24 protein-coding genes are annotated in these 20680 nt (G+C 33.1%); 7 read left to right on the forward strand and 17 right to left on the reverse strand.

What is annotated here, in order from left to right:
- The first annotated feature begins 35 nt into the window (after positions 1–35).
- Positions 36–755 (forward strand): energy transducer TonB, encoded by a 720-nt coding sequence (locus IE051_RS12215; protein WP_189361084.1) that lies wholly within the window; start codon positions 36–38, stop codon positions 753–755.
- Here the strand turns inward: IE051_RS12215 and IE051_RS12220 are convergent.
- Positions 739–1356, reverse strand: a complete 618-nt coding sequence (locus tag IE051_RS12220; protein ID WP_189361085.1) for a thioredoxin family protein — start codon at positions 1354–1356, stop codon at positions 739–741. The two genes, IE051_RS12215 and IE051_RS12220, sit on opposite strands and share 17 nt — an antisense overlap.
- 199 nt (positions 1357–1555) lie before the next feature.
- The gene (locus tag IE051_RS12225) at positions 1556–2176 is read right to left on the reverse strand and encodes a thioredoxin family protein (RefSeq protein ID WP_189361086.1); all 621 of its coding nucleotides are present in this window, start codon (positions 2174–2176) and stop codon (positions 1556–1558) included.
- 192 nt (positions 2177–2368) lie between these two features.
- On the opposite strand from IE051_RS12225, the gene IE051_RS12230 reads away from it, so the two are divergent.
- The 3 genes from IE051_RS12230 to IE051_RS12240 are packed head-to-tail and all read left to right on the forward strand — an operon-like array spanning position 2369 to position 4167.
- Positions 2369–2932, forward strand: a complete 564-nt coding sequence (locus tag IE051_RS12230; protein ID WP_189361087.1) for a DNA-3-methyladenine glycosylase I — start codon at positions 2369–2371, stop codon at positions 2930–2932.
- The gene (locus IE051_RS12235) at positions 2919–3497 is read left to right on the forward strand and encodes a hypothetical protein (RefSeq protein WP_189361088.1); all 579 of its coding nucleotides are present in this window, start codon (positions 2919–2921) and stop codon (positions 3495–3497) included. The genes IE051_RS12230 and IE051_RS12235 overlap by 14 nt, the downstream gene beginning before the upstream one ends.
- Before the next feature lie 25 nt (positions 3498–3522).
- Positions 3523–4167 (forward strand): DUF2490 domain-containing protein, encoded by a 645-nt coding sequence (locus IE051_RS12240; protein WP_189361089.1) that lies wholly within the window; start codon positions 3523–3525, stop codon positions 4165–4167.
- Between the two features lie 185 nt (positions 4168–4352).
- Here IE051_RS12240 and IE051_RS12245 read toward each other — a convergent pair whose 3' ends face one another.
- The 5 genes from IE051_RS12245 to IE051_RS12265 all read right to left on the reverse strand — a co-directional run bounded on the left by IE051_RS12245 (position 4353) and on the right by IE051_RS12265 (position 8168).
- Positions 4353–5183, reverse strand: a complete 831-nt coding sequence (locus IE051_RS12245; RefSeq protein ID WP_189361090.1) for a copper resistance protein NlpE N-terminal domain-containing protein — start codon at positions 5181–5183, stop codon at positions 4353–4355.
- A gap of 278 nt (positions 5184–5461) precedes the next feature.
- Positions 5462–6124, reverse strand: coding sequence for a DUF4377 domain-containing protein (locus IE051_RS12250; protein ID WP_229796798.1), 663 nt, complete (start codon positions 6122–6124; stop codon positions 5462–5464).
- Between the two features lie 54 nt (positions 6125–6178).
- Positions 6179–6802: a leucyl/phenylalanyl-tRNA--protein transferase gene (gene aat / locus IE051_RS12255; RefSeq protein ID WP_189361092.1), complete on the reverse strand. Its 624-nt coding sequence runs from the start codon at positions 6800–6802 to the stop codon at positions 6179–6181.
- Between the two features lie 89 nt (positions 6803–6891).
- Positions 6892–7269 (reverse strand): DUF3127 domain-containing protein, encoded by a 378-nt coding sequence (locus IE051_RS12260; protein ID WP_189361093.1) that lies wholly within the window; start codon positions 7267–7269, stop codon positions 6892–6894.
- 29 nt (positions 7270–7298) lie between these two features.
- Positions 7299–8168, reverse strand: a complete 870-nt coding sequence (locus tag IE051_RS12265; RefSeq protein WP_189361094.1) for a flavin reductase family protein — start codon at positions 8166–8168, stop codon at positions 7299–7301.
- A gap of 211 nt (positions 8169–8379) precedes the next feature.
- On the opposite strand from IE051_RS12265, the gene IE051_RS12270 reads away from it, so the two are divergent.
- Positions 8380–9531, forward strand: coding sequence for a sensor histidine kinase (locus IE051_RS12270; protein WP_189361095.1), 1152 nt, complete (start codon positions 8380–8382; stop codon positions 9529–9531).
- Between the two features lie 119 nt (positions 9532–9650).
- Here the strand turns inward: IE051_RS12270 and IE051_RS12275 are convergent, their stop codons facing one another.
- Entirely contained in the window at positions 9651–10049 is a 399-nt protein-coding gene (locus IE051_RS12275; RefSeq protein ID WP_189361096.1) for an HIT family protein, read from the reverse strand.
- 51 nt (positions 10050–10100) lie between these two features.
- Entirely contained in the window at positions 10101–10574 is a 474-nt protein-coding gene (gene greA, locus IE051_RS12280) for a transcription elongation factor GreA (protein WP_189361097.1), read from the reverse strand.
- 146 nt (positions 10575–10720) lie between these two features.
- Here greA and IE051_RS12285 point away from each other — a divergent pair, with 146 nt between their 5' ends.
- The gene (locus IE051_RS12285) at positions 10721–11149 is read left to right on the forward strand and encodes a hypothetical protein (protein ID WP_189361098.1); all 429 of its coding nucleotides are present in this window, start codon (positions 10721–10723) and stop codon (positions 11147–11149) included.
- Here the strand turns inward: IE051_RS12285 and pnuC (IE051_RS12290) are convergent.
- From pnuC (IE051_RS12290) to IE051_RS12325, 8 genes are all read right to left on the reverse strand, one after another.
- A complete protein-coding gene (gene pnuC / locus IE051_RS12290; RefSeq protein ID WP_189361099.1) occupies positions 11146–11730 on the reverse strand; it encodes a nicotinamide riboside transporter PnuC in 585 nt (194 codons plus the stop codon). The genes IE051_RS12285 and pnuC (IE051_RS12290) overlap by 4 nt on opposite strands.
- The gene (locus IE051_RS12295; protein ID WP_189361100.1) at positions 11730–12428 is read right to left on the reverse strand and encodes a 2OG-Fe(II) oxygenase family protein; all 699 of its coding nucleotides are present in this window, start codon (positions 12426–12428) and stop codon (positions 11730–11732) included. The genes pnuC (IE051_RS12290) and IE051_RS12295 overlap by 1 nt, the downstream gene beginning before the upstream one ends.
- Before the next feature lie 82 nt (positions 12429–12510).
- On the reverse strand, positions 12511–14676 hold the full coding sequence (locus IE051_RS12300) for a TonB-dependent receptor (protein ID WP_189361101.1): 2166 nt from the start codon (positions 14674–14676) through the stop codon (positions 12511–12513).
- A 260-nt stretch (positions 14677–14936) separates the two neighbouring features.
- Positions 14937–15344 carry an alternative ribosome rescue aminoacyl-tRNA hydrolase ArfB gene (arfB, locus tag IE051_RS12305; RefSeq protein WP_189361102.1) on the reverse strand — a complete coding sequence of 136 codons (408 nt, stop codon included), beginning with the start codon at positions 15342–15344 and terminating at the stop codon, positions 14937–14939.
- Between the two features lies 1 nt (position 15345).
- Complete coding sequence (locus IE051_RS12310; protein WP_189361103.1) at positions 15346–16896, reverse strand: DUF4301 family protein; 1551 nt, start codon at positions 16894–16896, stop codon at positions 15346–15348.
- A gap of 212 nt (positions 16897–17108) precedes the next feature.
- Positions 17109–17741, reverse strand: a complete 633-nt coding sequence (gene pnuC, locus IE051_RS12315) for a nicotinamide riboside transporter PnuC (RefSeq protein WP_189361104.1) — start codon at positions 17739–17741, stop codon at positions 17109–17111.
- A gap of 84 nt (positions 17742–17825) precedes the next feature.
- Positions 17826–18548 carry a phosphoglycerol geranylgeranyltransferase gene (locus IE051_RS12320; protein WP_229796799.1) on the reverse strand — a complete coding sequence of 241 codons (723 nt, stop codon included), beginning with the start codon at positions 18546–18548 and terminating at the stop codon, positions 17826–17828.
- The gene (locus IE051_RS12325; protein ID WP_189361106.1) at positions 18548–19174 is read right to left on the reverse strand and encodes a 4'-phosphopantetheinyl transferase family protein; all 627 of its coding nucleotides are present in this window, start codon (positions 19172–19174) and stop codon (positions 18548–18550) included. Before IE051_RS12325 ends, IE051_RS12320 begins: the two co-directional genes overlap by 1 nt.
- Positions 19175–19305: 131 nt before the next feature.
- Between IE051_RS12325 and ahcY the strand changes: the two genes are divergently transcribed.
- Positions 19306–20622 (forward strand): adenosylhomocysteinase, encoded by a 1317-nt coding sequence (gene ahcY, locus IE051_RS12330; RefSeq protein ID WP_189361107.1) that lies wholly within the window; start codon positions 19306–19308, stop codon positions 20620–20622.
- Positions 20623–20680 lie beyond the last annotated feature (58 nt).

Below are 20680 nucleotides of genomic sequence, written 5' to 3' on the forward strand. Positions count from 1 at the left end.
ATATTTCAAATACCTTTGCGATTAATTAGTAAGATTTGCACCTAACAGATCAACATAAAGCCCTACTTATTACATTCCTTATTTCAGGAACTGTAATTCTATTTGTTTTTAATTTAAGTTTAAAACAAAAGGATGATATTAGCTCTGAGAGCTATTATGAAATGGAGCCTGAAAAAGAACTTACAGAAGAAGAAATAAAGGCTTTAGAACATTTAGAAAAATTAGCGAATAGCAAGGCAGAAACAAACAAAGCATTTAACGAAGGCCAGGAAAACAAACATTTTGCGCAAGCTTTTGAAAAGATTGCGCCACCTGAAGATTATGTTCCTAAACCAAGTACAGATGGTTCTGAAAGTGCCAGTATCCCTGATAAAAAGTTTGAATCTACGGAGTCAAAAATAAATGAAGATGAACTTTCAAAATTCAATAAATTAAATAATTTGTTGAAAGAAAAACGTTCAGAAAATAACAATGCCAAAAGTTCGATAAGTTTTTCCTTAAAAGACAGGAACAAGGTAAATATCCCTATCCCAGTATATTTATGTGAAGTAGATGGTAAAATTGTTGTGAATATTCAAGTGAATTCAGCGGGAGATGTAACCAATACTTATGTGAATACGGCATCGTCAACATCTGATAATGAATGCCTAATTGAACATGCTCTAGAATATGCTAAGCAATCTAGTTTTAGCCCGGACTATTCTAGAGAGTCGCAGCCGGGAACTATAACATTTTATTTTATTGGTAAGCGATAGGTTCTAACTGGCTAAGCAGTTGTGTTATATCTTGAATTACATTTTGCCCTTTGTCATTATTATACCAATGTTGTAAATCTTCTTTAAAATGAGGCGTTAAAGTACCATGTTTTGATTTAAAGCGTCTTACATAATTTGCTGCTTCTGTTGGTCTTGGACCATAGGTTTGTATAACTGCTCCAGATTCATTATCAATAATAATAACTTTCGGTACAGATTTATTTCCAAAGGTTAAAAAGCGATCCATTAATTCAGGATTTTCATCTCTTAAAACGAGTCTTAAGCTAAGGTTTGAATTTAATTCAGCTATTTTGTTTAATACAGGAATTACATGAGCTGCATCACCACACCAACTCTCTGTAATCACTAATAAAGTGATCCTATGATTAAATTCAGAAATTATATCCTGCGCTATTTTGGGCACTTTAATTGTTTTGTCCCAACGTGCCATTCGCTTGTCATTCAGCTTGGTGTAATTTGCGAAAGCTTTTGTTTTTTCTAATCCAGTAGAGGAGCTATCTTTGGCCAATTGTTTAACCAATGCTCTATAGGATTTATAAGATATACTGCGTTCTAGGGCTGATTTTATAACGGTATTCATAATCTTAAATTTTACGAATGGAAGAACATCCAACAAGGCAAATTTAATTCGCCTGTCTAGTATTTAAGATGATTTTTATCATATTTTCAATGTTTGGAACGAAAATCCTAATTTTTATCACAGAACTGATAAATTACTCTTGTTTTTTTCAGTAATTCAAGCTCAAAAAAAGAGGCCAAGCTTTAGCTTGACCTTTTTTTTAAACACACATACTAGGTTCCAATTCACATAGTTTCTGCGTGATATCTTCGATAATATTTTGTCCTTTATTCTTATTATACCAAAACTGAAGTTTTTCTTTGAATTCAGGCGTAAGCGTGCCATTCTTTTGCTTATAGTCATTGACCATGTTTGTAGCTTCGCTAGGTCTAGGACCAAAGGTGTCTACCACATCACCTGTTTCATCATCTATCATTAAAAGCTTAGGAATTGCTCTGCCGCCGTTGGTAAGATATTGATCCATTAAGGCTAAATTTTCATCGCGCAGCACAACGTGTAACTTTATATTATCATTTAGTTCTGCCAACTTATTAATAACAGGAACAACATGGGCAGCATCACCACACCAACTTTCTGTGATTACTAACCAAGTCATTTGATGTTGTAAACCTGAAACAAAAGTTTTGGCTTCTTCAGAAATTTTTACTGTTTTATCCCATCGTTTCATACGACGTTGATTTAACTTGGTATAGCCAATTAAAGCTTCTGTTTGTTCTGCACCTGTGGTGCCTTCGGTTTCTGTTAATTTATTTACCAAGTTTGAATATTCTTGATAAGACATACTTTTTTCTAAACTATCTTCTATAACTTGATGTGACATTATTTATTTGTTTTATTAGAGCCTTAGCTCAAAAATTAAATCTTTTGTCCATAAGAATGCTTTATCCTTACTTATTTACTACAAAATAATGACAATACAGGGATATAGTAGGTAACATTTGTTTCATAATAAACAGTAAATTTTCAATTAGAAATAGTAACTTTAAATGCTAATTAAGACGGCTACCAACGTATGACCAAATATAGATGTGCATGGTGCAAAGGCGATGCCTTATATGAAGCCTATCATGATGAAGAATGGGGTGTTCCTGTGTTTAATGATGATACTTTATTTGAATTCTTAACTTTAGAAACATTTCAGGCAGGATTAAGTTGGATTACCGTACTAAGAAAACGTGAAAATTTTAGAAGGGCCTTTGATAATTTTGACTATAATTTAATAGCCCTATACAAGCAGCCTAAAATTGACTCTCTATTGCAAGATGCCGGAATTATCAGGAATAAATTAAAGGTAAACGCTACCGTTACTAATGCCCAGGCTTTTATTAAAATCCAAGAAGAATTTGGTAGTTTTAGTACATATATTTGGCAGTTTACTCAGGGCAAGCCAATAAAAAACGTTTATAAAAAAGCAAGTGAAATTCCCGCAAACACGCCTTTAAGTGATGCAATAAGTAAAGATTTGAAAAAAAGAGGATTTAAATTTGTTGGGTCCACAGTAGTGTATGCACATATGCAAGCTACTGGTATGGTAAATGATCATGAAGTAAACTGCTTTAGATATGAAGAAGTTTAAGGTTTTTCTTTTTTTATTATGCACTTCTATTTCTTTTGCCCAATCTAAGCATGAAAAAGAAACCCGTATTTCTTCTTCAGAATTTCCAGAAGTATCTCATCGTTATTTTAATGGCATTGCTAATCAGGTTAATTACTTGAAGTATTTTAGAGAAGAAAAAGGTGACAGGGTTAGTTTTGAAGCTAAATTTAAACTTAATAAATTGCACTATAGTGTGGCATTTAATAGTGAAGGTATTCTAGAAGATATTGAGATTTATATTAAGAAGAAACATATACCAGAAAACGTCTTAAGTAATATAAATGACTATTTAGATAAGAATTATGATAAAACGAGGCATATAGAAATTCAAAAAAAATATATTAATAATACTTCAAAAAATGACAAGCAATTCATTGATCATATTTTAGAGAATTCAGAGGGAAATAATACGCACTATAAAATTATAACCGAAACTAAAACGGATGGACAACATGAATTAAGAGAAATTACTTTTTCTAGTAAAGGCGTCTTTGAGAAATCAAGAATTGTTACATCCTCTTCTTATGAACATGCGCTATATTAGAACCTTATTTTTTTTAGTTTGTCTTATGTTCTCATGCAGTGTACATGCACAAATTGAGTTTGTCAGCACTGGAGAAACGGGACTTGCCCTAAAACATCGCGTTTCAAAAAAATATAGTATGGCCTTCTTATTAAGAAGTCGATATACAATATATAAAGATGAAAACTTAGCTTATTCACAAAATCAAATACATCTTATTCATTTTTCAACCTTTAACTTCAATTACAGTCATAGTTTAAGTTTGGGTCTTGAGTATAGAAATCAAGAAATGTTTGATGCAGGTCTGAATGAAATACGGGTTTCTGAACAGTTTAATTACATAAAACAAAAAAGAGGTGTTCGTTATGGGCATAGGGTAAGAGCTGAACAACGGTTTATTGAAACACAAACCATTTTTAGACAACGGTACCGGTTTGCAGTTGATTTTCCGGTAAATGGGGAGAAATTAGATGTTGGAGAAGCGTATTTAATATTTTCAACTGAGTTTTTATGGAGTTTTACCAAGAACATAAAACCTTTTTATGAACAAAGGCTAACCCCTCAAATTGGATGGCAAGTTTCTAATGATTTAAAGCTGCAAGGTGGATTAGATTACAGGGCAATAGAAATGTTAAGTAGAAAACCAGAGCATAATCTTTTTTTGTTAACAACGGCTATTTTTAAAATTTGAAATAGAACGACCATGCAGTAGTTCGTTGCAATTTTTGTAAACGTTTTTTAATGGCATTCAAATGAAAGTTTAAAAAACTTAAAAAAAGCAATACATCCTCATTGTTTTAAAGATTAATTGTAATTTTAAGAAGAATGCCAGAGCCAACTATAATCTAAGCGAGAAACCAGTATTTTATTATTATTTTAGTCTGCTTTGGCTAAGGAGAATTTTGCCAACGGGGCCATTCTTGCTTTGTTTAAATTCATGGTTTCTTCTACCACTGTATAATTATCTGCTTTTTGAAGTACCTGCATAAATTGCGAGGCCTGATCCATATTTTCACAAGCCATCATGGTATTCATCATTTGGCCGATTTCAATTCTATTTCCGGATTTAATGCTATAACTTCCTGAAAACAAATTACAACTGTTATTACCTGACATTCGTGCTTCTTTAGATGAAAACGTTACAAATGCAGGTTTCCCATCTTTTGGGGTTTGTATTGGTTTCCCCATAAGTTCTGTTAATACCCATTTTTTGTTTTCTAGATTAGAATCGCTGTAATTTTTCATAAGTCTATACTTTGATGCGAGGTCTCCTTTAATTTGATTTCCTGTCTTATCTAAATGAAATAATATGTTTTCACCAACTTTATAACTTTGACTAGTTTCTCCATCACCTATTGTTATTATTGAACCGGAATCATCCCAGGTAAATGAACCAGTATCTCTTAACATACTATCAGGTTTACCTATATAAGAAATAGTTCGGTCATATTTATTTTCTTTGTTTAGGGTTATGCTCGTTTTAATGCCTTCGCAATCGGCACAGGGAATAGTTCCATTATAAACCCCTTCCCAATCAAGAGCGTTTTCGCTAGTATGCCCGTCGGCCTCTTGCCCTAATCCATTTGAACTATCTATCTGTGGGTTGTTGGCATTGGCGTCATCCGTGTTTACTTTAGTACTATTACAACTGAATATTACCAAAGCAAATACTACAGTCCAAAAATTTAAATACATTACTTTTTTCATTTCTCCGAATTATTTTTATTCCACTTATCAAATTTCCCTAAAGGGATATTAGTTTTAAATGACACGTTCCATTAATCATACCATAAACGCTAAAGATATAATTTTTTGCTCTTTGCTTGCTTCTTCTATAATTGAAAATACGCAACCACAATCTCCAAATCCTTCAAAGGGAACCTCTTAAAATAGATGTCTTATTAGATTGATTATTAGTGTTGTTTTCATCTTAACATGAACACAGAATTAATATGTTTAATGGAAAATGCAATATTTCAGGTAGTTCAATCTGTCTTTTTGAAAGTTAATAAAACATTTGAATCTTTCAGTAAAGTCAGCATCCCTTTTTCAACCATATATTCATTTGAATTCCTCAAGTTTTCTAGAAACTTCAATGACAAGTCTTGATTAGGGCACGCCATTTTTGTTGATACCAGGCTCCCAAATGTAACCAGCTTGTCTTCAATAGCTTCTAATTTTCCATTGAAATTATTACAGCCATCATTCCCCAAATACGAATTGGAACTCAATTGCACTTCCAAATAGGGTAATTTTTCAAAAATTTCAATTACGGGCTGACCATCAATCGTTTCTAAAACCCAGATATCATTAATAGTTAATCTTTTATCCTGCTTTTTTGCTATCACTGTTTTCAAAATATATTTTATGGATGAGCCGTCAGCAACAATTTGATCTTCTGGAATGTCTTCAATGCGAACTTCGATGGTGTATAGGTATCCTGGTTCATAATCAAACCCTTCAATCTGAGAATAAAAATTAGACCAATTCTTGTCATCTGGAGACTCCTTGACCTGTAAACAAGACATAGGAGCAACACCCGTGCATGGTACTTTAAAGCTGTTTATCAATAAGGTTTTAGTTGTATTCCCGGTATTGGTACTACATGATAAAACAAAGGAAAGTAAGAGCATTATACCTGTTTTCATATTAAAGTAATTTATCATTGCAAACTAACTTAAGAAATATTCTTTCAAGATTCATTATAAATATTTAAGAAATTTTATTCTAGAAATATCTTCAGCTCCCAAACTTTCCAGATGTTTTGTATAGACTTGACAGTCAATTAACGCGTAATTTGTGTTTCTAACAAACCAGATAAATCCAAGCTTGCTAGCGTTGCTTTTTTTTGAAAACATACTCTCACCGCAAAACACACCATTACCCAAATCAACACCGTATAAGCCACCAACCAAGGCATTATCATACCAAACCTCAATCGATTTGGCATAACCTAATTCATAAAGCTTTGTGTAAGCGCTGATCATTTTTTGCGTAATCCATGTGCCTTCTTGACCTGTTCTTTTCATGTTTGCACATTGTTCTATAATAGTTCCAAAATCTTGATTAATTGTAACTTTAAAGCGTTTGTTTCTTAAAACCTGTACCATGCTTTTGGAAACCTTGAGGTTTTCTGGAAATAACACAAAGCGTGGATCTGGAGACCACCACAATATAGGCGTATCATTTTCAAACCAAGGAAAAACACCCTTCTTATATGCCAGTAATAAGCGTTCTGCTGAAAGATCACCACCCATAGCCAGCAATCCATCTTCAAAGGCTTCATTAGCATCTGGAAACCATAATTCTTGGGTTAAGTAGTGCATAAGTCTAAAAATAAAAAAACCTCATTGTTAAAAGAAACAATGAGGCTAAAATTTAAGAGTTCTGTTTTCACAGAATTAAATCTATTTAATTAAAAAGGTAAATCGTCATGATCTTCTTCCTTTAAATCACCTGCAGGAGCAAAAGCATCAGCAGGTGGCACTGGTGGCATGTTCTCTACACCAGATTCAGCTTGAACAGCTTCAATTCTCCATCCTTGAATAGAGTTAAAATATTTGGTTTCGCCTTGTGGGTTTACCCATTCTCTACCGCGTAAATTAATGTTAATCTTTACTTGTTGTCCAACTTGATAACTATTCAATAAATCTGTCTTATCTTGTACAAACTCCACCATTATGTGTTGAGGATATTGCTCTTCTGTTGTAATTACAATTTCTCTTTTTCTAAACCCATTACTTCCAAAGGTTTGAGTTTCTCCAACCATTTTAATTCTTCCTTGAATTTCCATTTACTAGTATTTATAATTGTTTATTGTTTTTAGCTTAATAAAATTTTCCACGCACTTTCTACGTCTCCAAAACTTAAATAGTTTTGGGCCAATTTATGTTTTTCGCTATGCGTAGCTGTTTTTATATTTGAATACCGTTCTTCTAAATTATCAATAAAATTAATAACGTCTTTTTCAGAGGGTAAACTATCTACATTCCCTAACATGCCTAAATCATTTCCTGTTAAAACCATGCTGTTTTTAACGTGTTTGGGAAATTGGTCAACTCCAATTCCTAGAGTCCCTATGGGTTTAGGAATTTCAAAAAATCCTTTTTTGGCCCTACTGTATAAACTTCCTCCAGCTCTAGCTACTAAATCTAATTTATTTTGATTAACCGCGTCATTTTCATCTAGTATGCCCTGATCAATATGAAATTTAACCACTTCACAAATTATTAAATTTCCTGCCCCACCGTCATTACCTAAATGTATGATATCATTAACTTTGCATTCAAACTGCACTGGCGATTCTGCAACCCTATGCGGCTTAACATTTTCTGACTTTAACATGGTTAACCCTGCCTTTTCAAATTCATTAATCCCTTGGGCATAATCAGTACTGCTTAAGGACATTTGATAAGTCATATCATAATTTACCATATTAATGACAACCTCTTTAGTCGCTTCAATATTTTGCAAAGTATGTTTTGTTGTATTGTCTCTTACCCTCCTAGCTGGTGAAAATATCAAAATAGGAGGATTAGCACTAAACACATTAAAAAAACTAAATGGCGCCAAATTAGGATTTCCTTGCGCATCAATCGTACTAGCCAAAGCTATGGGTCTTGGCGCAACCGTACTCAATAAATAACTGTGTAATTTATTGGTTGATAGGGTTTTTGGATCAAACGAAGGCATTTAACTCTTTAATTTGAACAAAACTAATCAAAAAAAACATTAAAATTTAAACTAGTTTTCAACATTAATATGGCACTATCAACATTTTAGTATTATTTGTGAACAAAAGAAAATCAACTCGAATTGAATATATCAAAAATCTGATTTACTCAACACTTGAACAATATTATTAACAGATTTGCATTATATTACAAATCAAACTAATTTGTTCATGATATTTACCAAGCACAGCAATGCATTTCGTTGGGTTATAATCATTGCATCCTTCACCATCGTTTCTCTTATTTTATGGAAAACTTATGAGTTTTTTCAGCATTTTAAAGAAGAGGAGCGTGCAAAAATGGAAATTTGGTCCTTTGCTCAAACCGAATTAATAGATTCAGATGTCAATACTAATTTGGATCTCACGCTAAAAGTATTAAACACAAATACAAGTACCCCTGTTTTAGAGATAAATAATGATGGCAGCATTGGTAGTCATTTGAATATTGATGAAGCCAAAATAGAAAACAAACAATTTGTAGAAAAACTCATTTTACGGTTTAAGGATGAAAATACACCTATTGAAGTGATCTATGATGGCAAATTGAATAGTATTATTTATTATGGGAATTCCCCGTTATTGAATAAACTAAAATATTACCCGCTTGCTTTATTGCTGATTGTCTTTCTTTTTGGAGCTGTCATTTTCTTCTTTTATAGTAGTAATAAAAATGCTACTCAGAATAAGTTGTGGTCTGGGATGGCAAAAGAAACGGCCCATCAAATAGGTACCCCTTTATCATCACTAATTGGATGGACAGAAATATTAAAAACAGAAGAAGTAAATCCTGATTATATTGTAGAAATTGAAAAAGATGTTGAACGTTTAAAGACAATTACCGAACGTTTTAGTAAGATAGGTTCTTTGCCAACTCTAGAGACGGCTGATATCATTAAAGAGACCGTGGAATCTTATGATTATTTAAAGGCAAGGTCTTCAAAACTTATTGAATTTGAAATAATTACGCCAAATGGGGAAATACCTGTAGAACTAAATAAGCAATTGTATAGTTGGACTATTGAAAATTTAGTAAAAAATGCAATTGATGCCATGAAGGGGCGGGGGAAGCTAACCATTGAAATATCGCAACTTGAAAATAACGTCAAAGTATCTGTTAAAGATACAGGTAAGGGGCTTTCTAAAAAGCATTTTTCTAAAATATTTGAGCCAGGATTCACCACTAAAAAGCGCGGTTGGGGATTGGGTTTATCTTTAACGAGGCGTATTATTGAAGATTTTCATAATGGCAAGATTAAAGTTTTAGAATCGGAAAAAGATAAAGGAACCACAATTCAAATAAATTTAAAACGATCGGTTTAAATTAAAACCTATTTAGAGTAGCTTATAAGGCAGGTCGATTTAGAGCCCTTCACTGCATTAGATGCATGCTATATCTATAAAAATATTCTAGATGATGTTGGAAGGAGTTTCATGCGAAATCATAATTGAGCATATTGAAACCTTATAGCTTCGGCTAAGTCTTCAAATTCCGCGGAAGTCATTTTTGTTTTTTGAATAAAACGGGCATCCTCCATGGAGTTCAGTGGGATCAGATGCACATGAGTGTGCGGAACTTCCAAACCAATGACACTCATGCCAATTCGGTCGCAAGCCACTACTTTTTTTAGGGCTATCGCTACTTTTCTGGAAAAAGACATTAAACCGTTATAAGTCGCTTCATCCAGATCAAAAATTTTATCGACCTCTTTTTTTGGAATACAAAGGGTATGTCCTTTTGTATTGGGGCTAATATCAAGGAATGCAAAAAAGTCATCGTTTTCAGCAACCTTATAACAAGGAATTTCGCCAAGTATTATTTTTGTGAAAATGGAGGACATAAATTGTTTAATTAGGATGCTATTTTAGCTGATATAGGCAACACGGGATTTTTATCTGGATATTTCAATAACGTCAAATTTCATTACGCCATTTGGTACTTGAATTTCGGCAACTTCTCCAACAGATTTTCCAAGTAAACCCTTGCCAATTGGAGAGTTTACTGATATTTTTCCTGAAGCCAAATCTGCCTCACCATCAGCTACTAAAGTATAATTCATTTCCATACCATTGGTTTGGTTTTTTATTTTCACTTTAGACAGTACCAAGACTTTTGAATTATCTAGTTGCGATTCATCAATAACACGAGCTCCAGCTAAAGCATCTTCAAGTTTTGAAATGCGCATTTCTAACATGCCTTGTGCTTCTTTTGCAGCATCATATTCAGCATTTTCACTTAAATCTCCTTTATCTCTTGCTTCAGCAATTGCTTTTGAAGCTTTTACACGCTCAATATCCTTAAGCTGTTTTAACTCGTCTCTAAGTTTTTTTAACCCCTCCGGTGTATAGTAAGATACTTTACTCATAACGTCATCGTTTTATTTAATAAAAGATGCTGAAATAAATTCAGCATATAAAAAAATCTCGTTAACACGAGATCGAATAACAAATATACAAAATATTTAAGTCAGTTTACTTTTTGTTGTAAATTGCGCCATTAATTTTTCATCTTATGAAGTCTTTTTTTATACTCTTATCTACCTTGCTATTAATGGCTTGTAGCAGTAATTCTAATGATAATCCACAGTGTAATTATCTGTTGGATATTGGAGTGAATTTTGAAATAGATTTAAGTTTACCAGAGTATAGTCAATTAAATTTTGCAGGAAATTCATTATATATTCCTAATCAAGGGAATGCAGGTCTTATTGTGGCTACTACCGGTAGTGCTTTTTATGCTTGGGATGCGGCAGATCCAAATCATGCTTTATCTGCATGCTCGGTCATTGAGCCCAAAGGTCTTTTTGGTGGGTGTGGTTGTGATGATGACAATACATATGATTTTATAACAGGCAGACCTCAACAAAATGATGGTTTAAGATGTGCATTAAGAAATTACCGAATAGAAAGAGCGGGTAATATCCTTATTATATTCAACTAAGAATGTGGTGTAACGGCTATTTTTGGTAATAATTTCTTTTTCCACTGGAAATACCCAACAAAAGAGAATACCAGATATATTAAAGTTAGAATGGTATATAAATTAAGATCTCTTTTTGCATACAGAAATATTGTAACGGCGTTAATGACAATCCAAAATTTCCATGAGGCCAGCTTTTTTTGTGCCTCTAAATAACTGGCAATAAAACTAAAAATGGTAGTATGTGCATCTAAATATGGCATACTGGCGTTGGTGTAAACATCAAAAAAGTACGCCAATAGTAATGACAATATTTCTCCTAAAATAATGAGGTAAGCATATGTTTGAAGTGAAAAGTCACTGATTGGTAATTGTTTGTTAGCACTCAAAGATTTTTTCCAATGAAAAAATCCATAAATACCAATTAATACATAATAAATATATAAAATAGACTCTGAGTATAACCCGGTTCTATAGAATAGAAAAATACTCACCAGTGATCCCAAGATTCCAAACGCCCAACAAATTATTTTTTCTTTGATTAGAAAGAATAAATAACCTAAACCCAACACCACTGCTATTATTTCTAAATATAAGTCCATCAAAATAAGGATAAATAGTTTTTGAAATAGGCTTCACTTGTAAAGGTTCTATCCATAAATTTCAAAGTCAGATTTGGTTTAGGCAATGAGAAAAAGGCAAAAGAATAACGTTCCCTGTGGGGATTTAAAAAATCTACCTGATGTTCAAGGGCTTTATATTTGCCATTAGTTAGAAACTCTAGTAAGTACCCTGGAAAAATGATAATATTATCTGTTAAAGCTAAAACTTGTGTCTCATTTTTTAAATTTTGAAAAGCAAAGCCTTCCGAAGCTCCAAATACAAATACTGTAAATAAAGAAACATCTACATGTTTTGAAAGCCTTAGGTTTATCGATTGGCTTTTATCTACTTTAGGATAGAAGTTACAGGATATCATATGCCCGATGGCACCGTGATAAAAGGCTTCAAGTCCCGGGATGGGTAAATTTTTTATGATGTTGAGCTCAATAGATCTAACTTGTTCAATAAGTAGTTGCCATTCATTTTTTAAAAAAGGATGAAACTCATTAGGGAACTTTTTGGGTGCTGAAAACTCCGATAGTACAAATGAATGTAGCAAATCTGTCTCATATTGATTACTACTATCTTTTTGCCCCATATAGGAGTAGCCATCAAAACCACAGTTGTAATACTGCTGAAGAAAATTTTTTCTATACTCAAAAGGTATCGCTAAAAAATCTTCAAATGATGATCTCAATAGAACATCGGAAGATTTAGGAATTGTAGTATTAACAATTCCTAAATCTTGACCAATGCTATGTTCCTGCTCTAAAATATGCTTAAAATTTTAAGGTAAGTCCCACTAAAAAGTTAGCTGTAGCTTGAGGGTAATAGCCAGCATAGTATCCTGTTGTTATTCCTGATGGACTTGATGAGTCTTCATAATCATAAGATCCAAAATAACCGTTTGATACATATTTTACATTAAAAATATTATTGGCTAAAGCAGTTAACACAATTGACTTGAAAATTTTATTAGGCTTAATTTCGTAGGTGATATTAAAATCATTCACAAAATAGCTGTCAAGTTTTGAAGCCTCATTATCAGTATTACCCATATATTGTTCGCCAACAAATTTACTTAAAAGAGAAAGTTGCAAGTTCCCAATAGGCGCGTAGTTAAATGCATTACCTAAAACAACATCAGGAGAAAATGAAATATTAGTATCGCCTAAATTAACTAATTCGCCATCGATATTCGATTTGAAATCTTGGTTTTTGTTGTTGCTTAGGGCAACATTTAAACTCATATTAAAATTTTGCGTAAACTGAATATTCCCATCAACTTCAAGACCTAGCCTATAGCTCTTTCCGCTAGTTGCTCTAATTGGGCTGCCTACATCATCAAGTTCTCCAGTTAAAACCAGTTGGTTTTGGTAGAACATATAGTATAAATTAGTATTCACACTAATTCTATTTTTATTAAATCTCCATCCTAATTCAATATCGTTAAGTGTTTCATGCTCGGTAACACCCGCTTTAAAATCATCTCGATTTGGTTCTCTGTTGGCACGTGCATATGACGCATACAGACTATTAAAATCATTAGTCTTATACGTTAATCCTCCTTTAGGGTTAAAGAAACTAAAACTAGCGTCAGTTATAAATGGCGCTCCATTTGATTCGATACCATTGGTTTTATAATCTACAAAACGCCCTTGTAAATCAACAAATCCAGTTAACTTTTCGGTCAACTTAAATGTAGCCTTTGAAAATATGCTCAAATCATTTTTTGTTGCATCTCCTTGGTAATATCTATCTCTGATATTCGCATCAGGAGAAAATTCTCTAGCCCATATTACTTCACCAAAATGGTCTCCTGAATAGGTGTTGTAAGACACTCCTGAAATAACCTCAAAGGCATTCTTCTTATAGGTTACATTCGCGTTAATTACATAAAAATCGTTATCTAACCAACGTCGTCTTATAAGATCTGTAATCGGGTTGTTATCATCATCTACATCAGTGGCAACAACAATTCCATTATACAAATCAATTTCATCTGTACCCTCTTCAAATTGCTCAAAATATCCTTTCCCTTTTGTATAGTTTAATCCAAGAGTCGTAGACCAATTATTGTTTAAGCGTTCATTCCAATGCAATTGATAATGGTCTTGCCAGTAATTATCCGTTTCGTTATCGTAGGTATATGGATTTTGCCTTCTATTCTCCTCTAGTTGTTCCGCTGTTAAGCCAAACCATGCTTGGTAAGTCTGCTCTGATGCTCCAAACGTAATCGCCTTAATTAAAGTATTATCATCTTTGTAGATACCTTGTAAAAAGTATGATTTTAAATCGGTAAACGCTCTATCAACATAGCCATCAGAATAAATTTTTGAAAGACGTCCTGATATTTCAAAGTGATCATTTAATAAGCCGGTACTCATTTTAACGGTATGTTTTCTCGTATTATAACTACCAAAGCTATTGGAAATTTCTCCTGAGGCCTCGTCTGAGTATGCATCTGTTAAGAGGTTTAAACTTGCTCCAAATGCACCAGAACCATTTGTAGAAGTACCAACCCCACGTTGCAACTGTAAACTTTCTGTAGAAGAGGCAAAATCACCCAGGTTCACCCAGAACGTTCCTTGACTTTCAGGATCGTTATATGGGATTCCATTAATGGTTACATTTACTCGTGTAGCATCCGTTCCACGAACTCTAATACCTGTGTAGCCAACACCAGCACCGGCATCACTCGTAGTTACCACAGATGGCAAGTAATTAAGCAGAATAGGGATGTCCTGCCCTAAATTTCGCTTAGCAAGTTCTTCCTTAGAAACATTACTATGTGTAATTGGAGAATCTGCATCAACACGTACTGCTTTTACTAAAACTTCGTCAAGTTTTTCTGTTTTAGTTGAATCTTGTACTACTTGATTTTGTTGTGCATAAGCACTGACTGATAACACTAGGAGTGTTAAAAAAAGAAATAAATTTTTCATTACGATTGTTTAAAATCGAATAAAAAGAGGTCATTATTCTTTATTGTTATTAATTAGTTTTTAACCTTAACAAGGACAAACACATGATATGATACAACCATGCAAAAAGCCTACTTGTTAAAATTCACAATCCCTAAACAGCATTACCTGTTCTAGGTTCATTGGGTATGATCTCAGCCGATAATAGGCACCCCTTTTTTGAGAACGCTGCAAAAGTAATAACCATTTATGGATTTTTAATTATGAATTTATAATTATTTTTAATCTACATCAGGTTTTCTTCTGTTCGTCTTTTTATCGGAAAGGAACTTTTTGTTTTTAAGTCGTTTACGAATAACAGCCTTTGGCGTTTTTGTGGGAATTCTTTTCTTAGGCACCATTAGTGATGTTTTCATCAAATCTAAAAACCGTTTCGACACTAATATTTTGTTTTTATGTTGACTTCTGCTCTCATCACATTGTAAAATTAATATGCCTTCTTTTGACAATTTATTTTGAAGCTTTTTAAACAGGCGTTCTTTTTGATTTAAGTTAAATGTTACAGATTTACTTAAATCAAATATTAATTCAACTTTTGAAGACACTTTGTTTACATGCTGTCCGCCACTACCAGAACTTCTAACCGCTTTAAAATTTAATTCCTGTAATAGCGCTTCTTCATTAAACATTTTAAGATGATTGATGAGCAGGTTTTAATAAATCATTCACTGTTTTTACTGGGTTAAACGTTTCTAATGGCACTTCAACAAAAATAGAATTCCAATAGGCCATACTGCCATTCCATAATCCAGGAAGTTCTAATGCTTGTATATCTGTTCCATTTTGAGTTTTCATGGTTATAAAAGCAGCCTCTGGATCTACATATTCTTTTAAATCAAACTTTTCACCTTTGTAATTTCTTACGCCACAAACTAAGTCTGTTGGGTTAAAATGTGTTGCTTTATATACTATTTCTTGTTGATTTCTTCGACTAAAATCAATTTGAGCAAATTCAACAATTTGTAGCGAAACTTGATCATCTTTATCTTTTACCCAGAAAGGACCGCCTCCAGGCTCTCCTTGATTCTTAACCATACCGCATACTCGAATAGGTCTGTTTAATTTGTCTTTTAAATAGCTTATTTTCTCTTGTGTAGTAAAACTTTCAAAATCAACAGTTACGGGAACATTTAGGCGATACCTTAAAAATAAAACGATAAGTTTTAAATCAGCATCTGACACAACACCCTCATCTAATTTCTTCAAATAGGAGAAAACATTTTGTTGCGCTTCTAGCAAAACGCCGGCTAATAACTTTTTGTAATTTGACACCTTTTTGTTCATTTCTGAAACAACAATATTGTCAATGTTTTTTATAAAAATGAAGTCATTATCTAACTTGTTTAAGTTTTCTAAGAGGGCTCCATGTCCTGCAGGTCTGAACAATATAGAATTGTCATCATTTCTAACTACCGAACCTTGATCGGTCAAAGCCACAGTTTCTGTAGCTTCATTTTGGTATGAAAAAGAAGCGTCAAATACTAAGTCTGTTTTGGCCTCGATGGTGCCTTTTAGGGAATCAAATTCTTGGTTAAATAAATGATGATGATTTTTTGAAACCGTAAAATGAAGATTGGCTTTGCCATTTGATGATGCATATAGGCTGGATTCAAATAAATGCTCGTTAAAAGCTGTTATAACCTCTTCATTATATTTATGGAAGGGTAGAAGTCCTTTAGGAAGAAAGCTATAATTAAGTTGATTTTCATCTAGCATTGTCTTTACAAGAAGAAAGGTCTTTTCATTTTCAGATAATGATTCAAAATTAGCATGAACAGTATTGGCTTTAGATAGAATTTCATTATAGAATGGGAACTGTTCAAGGTTAGAAATAAAAAATTCTAAAAGCGTATCACTTTTTCTCTCTAAATAGTTTTTTATGGACTCTTTTTCCAGGTTGTAATCTTTTAAAAATTGAAATAAGAATTTAAACATTCTTGTTGCAGCACCGGATGCCGGAACAAATTTTAAAATAGATAATGATTCTTTATTATCCTCATAAAGTTTTATGAATTCTTGAGTCTCTTTTTCATCATAGCTCTCAATTCCTTTGCCAATGGTGGCTGCAGAAACCAAATTTGAATAAGACATTCCATCTTTTAAACGTTTAATTTGTGCATGAACTTCGTTAATACTTATTCCTTTATTTTGAATTTGTTTAATATCCTTATCTGAAAACATTGGTCTTTTTCTTTAAGTAATTTATTAATATAATGTATAGCTTTATCTATTTGTACGTTCTTATTGCCTTTTAACAAAATATCTATTCTGCTTATGCTATGTCACATAATTTATAGGTACCCCAAGAGGTGCTCAAAACGTATTGTAATGTTTTAGTAATTGTTTTATAGGTGCTATTTTTCCAGGATACTCTGAATCAAATAATAGGTACTTTAAGCAATTTGTGTATTCCTTCTTATATTTCTTTCCCATGCTAAATAACCAAAAATGGCAATAATTGTAAATCCTAAATATTGAACACTTGTAAATGTAAATCCCTTATAATAATACAACGGAACTGATATAATATCTCCAACAATCCATAAAATCCAATTTTCTATTTTTCGCCTTGCCATAAGCCACATACCAACAAAAAAGATAGCTGTTGTAATGGTGTCAACATAGGCTACCCAACTTGTCCATTTGTTAAAGGCTCTGTAAACTATGTAAACAAAAATTAAAGTACCTAAAAATATAGCTAAACTTGCTTTTTTTTCGCTAAACGTTGTTTTTGATATTGGAGTAACATGGGTGTCGTCCACTTTTCTTGTCCAAATGAGCCAGCCATAAACACTCATAATGAAATAATAGGCGTTTATCATCATATCACCTAATAGTTCCCATTTCATTAAGAGATAAACAAAGATAATGGTGCTTATCATCCCTGTAGGAAAAACTAGAATACTATTCTGTTTAGAAAACCAAACGGATAAAAAACCAAAAATAACAGCTGTTATTTCTAATACGACATCAATGGTTTCATAATTGGCATATTGCCCAAAGAAAAACTCAAAAATGAAGTTCATAATGCTGTCTATCAGGTTTTACGGGTTTCATTAGTTTTTTATTTCAACCTTGGCGATCATTCTTATTACAAGACCTACATGTTTTTACTGTCGTAGTTCATTAAAAAATAATTCATCTTCTTCAAAAGCTGTACCAATAACAACCAAATCTGCTCCGGCATCAAAAACAACATTCAATTGTTTTTTACTTTTAATACCCCCTCCAACAATCAACGGCACATCAAGCTCTTTTTTTACACCAGAAATGATTTCTGCTGTTAAATGCTCTTTTGCTCCGCTACCGGCCTCCAAATATATCAGCTTCAAACCTAATAACTGTCCTGCACTTGCGGTATCAATTATATCTTGAGGTAGATGTCTAGGTAAAGGTCTGGTGTTAGTAACCCTTTGAACAGCAGTTGTTTTTCCGCTTTCAATTAAAATATATCCAGTAGGAATAACTTCAATATTAGAATTTTTAAGTTTCGAAATGCTCAAAACATGCTTACCTATTAGATATTCGGGATTTCTACCTGAAATTAAAGAAAGAAACAAAAGAGCGTTTGCTTCTTTGGTGATTTGAGTTACATCTCCAGGAAATAAAACAATAGGAAGTTTTGTGTATTTCTTGATTTCTTGAACCGTTTTTTCAGTCATTAAAACTTCCACAGTACTGCCCCCTACAAAAATATGAGTTGCAACAGATGTATTGACCTTTTGAATAAAACTGGAGGTATTCTCTAGTGAAAACTTATCAGGATCAATTAAAACAGCTAAAAGCTTTCGTCCTTTGTTAATGGATTGTAATATGTCTTTATAAATAGTCATTAAGCTATCGCATAGGCACATGTAAAGCCTTCAAATTCTAAAAAGTGAATGGTATATCTGTGCTTTTTTTCTTCATAATCAATCCATGCTACGGTTTCTTCATCATTCAGGGCAAAAGGAATGACCATTAAACATTTCTTGAAACTCAAACCTGGCGTTGCAAAAAGTTTGTATAATGACTCTTTTACACACCAAATGGCAGTTAGCTTTTTTATAAAATCAGCATCTAATTTATTTAAATAATTGAACTCATAGCCAATAAATTTATGAGCAATAACGGCAATTTTATCACGCTGTTTTTCAATGTCAATACCAACCGTTAGGTCGCTTATAATAACGGCTGAAAAGTTGAAAGAATGGGTGATTGAAATTTCTTTGCCATCCTTTAAATGTGGCTTTCCATTATCATCATAAAATAAATCTAAATCTGTGTATCCAAATGCTATTAATAGGTGTCTAACGCTTAAAAACCCTCGTTGATGCAATACACTCTTCATGCCTAAAACACGCTCTAAAGAATTAGGTTTTAAGGAAAGAGGCTGCATCAAATCTTCATATGACTCCGTAATCTTCCATATTTTAACAGTAGTTTGTGAATTTGCAACAATGGTTTTAAATAGTGGCATGTACTTTTATGAAAGTTATTGGTTATCTTTGCATCGCTTAATACGCATGTGAAAATTGGGTTAGCGAATTTAAGTATTTTAAGCGCTAATTACAATCAAGTTTAGGTTTAAAAACAAAAAGAAAAATTGATATGAGTACAAAAACAATGCCTTATGTAGCGAGCAAAGTTAAAGATATTACTCTTGCTGATTGGGGACGAAAAGAAATTGAGTTAGCTGAGGCGGAAATGCCTGGTTTAATGAGTTTGCGTGAAGAATATAGAAATGAACAACCCTTAAAAGGTGCTCGTATTGCTGGATGCTTACATATGACCATTCAAACAGCTGTCTTAATTGAAACTTTACAAGCATTGGGTGCTGAAGTTACGTGGAGTTCTTGTAATATTTTCTCAACACAAGATCAAGCAGCGGCGGCTATTGCGGCTGCGGGTACTGCAGTTTATGCTTGGAAGGATATGACTGAAGAAGAATTTGATTGGTGTATTGAACAAACCTTGTTTTTTGGTGAAGATAGACAACCTTTAAATATGATTCTAGATGATGGCGGTGATTTAACTAACATGGTTTTAGATAAATATCCGGAATTAGCTTCAGGAATTAAAGGTTTATCTGAAGAAACAACAACCGGTGTTCATAGGCTTTATGAGCGTGTTAAAAACGGTACATTACCAATGCCAGCGATTAATGTTAATGATTCTGTCACAAAATCTAAATTCGATAATAAGTACGGATGTAAGGAATCTGCTGTTGATGCCATACGTAGGGCTACTGATATTATGTTAGCCGGAAAACGTGTAACTGTATGTGGGTATGGCGATGTTGGAAAAGGTACTGCTGCTTCTTTTAAAGGCGCTGGTAGTATTGTAACTGTGACTGAAATAGACCCAATTTGTGCACTTCAAGCTGCAATGGATGGTTTTGAAGTTAAAAAACTGGAAACTGTAATTGGCAATACAGACATTGTTATTACAACTACAGGTAACAAAGATATCGTACAAGGTCATCATTTCGAAGCGTTAAAGGACAAAGCAATTGTTTGTAATATTGGGCATTTTGATAATGAAATTGACATGGCATGGCTAAATGAGAACCACGGTCATACTAAAAATACTATAAAACCTCAAGTTGATAAGTATACCGTAAATGGTAATGATATTATCATTCTTGCAGAAGGCCGTTTAGTAAACCTAGGTTGCGCTACAGGTCATCCAAGTTTTGTAATGAGTAATTCATTTACCAACCAAACTTTGGCACAGATTGAACTATGGAACAATGCAGACGCATATAAAAATGATGTGTATATGTTACCTAAGGCCTTAGATGAAAAAGTAGCTAAATTACACCTGGCAAAAATAGGTGTAGAGCTTACGGAGCTTCGCGAAGAACAGGCTAGTTATATTGGTGTTACAGTTGAAGGTCCTTACAAGCCGGAACACTACAGATACTAGAGGAGAAATTTATTTTTAAGACGTACTTAAAAATTAAGTACATTGATATAGCGCATAA

The sequence above is a fragment of the Algibacter mikhailovii genome, assembly GCF_014651495.1.
GTDB classification, from domain to species: Bacteria; Bacteroidota; Bacteroidia; order Flavobacteriales; family Flavobacteriaceae; genus Algibacter_E; species Algibacter_E mikhailovii.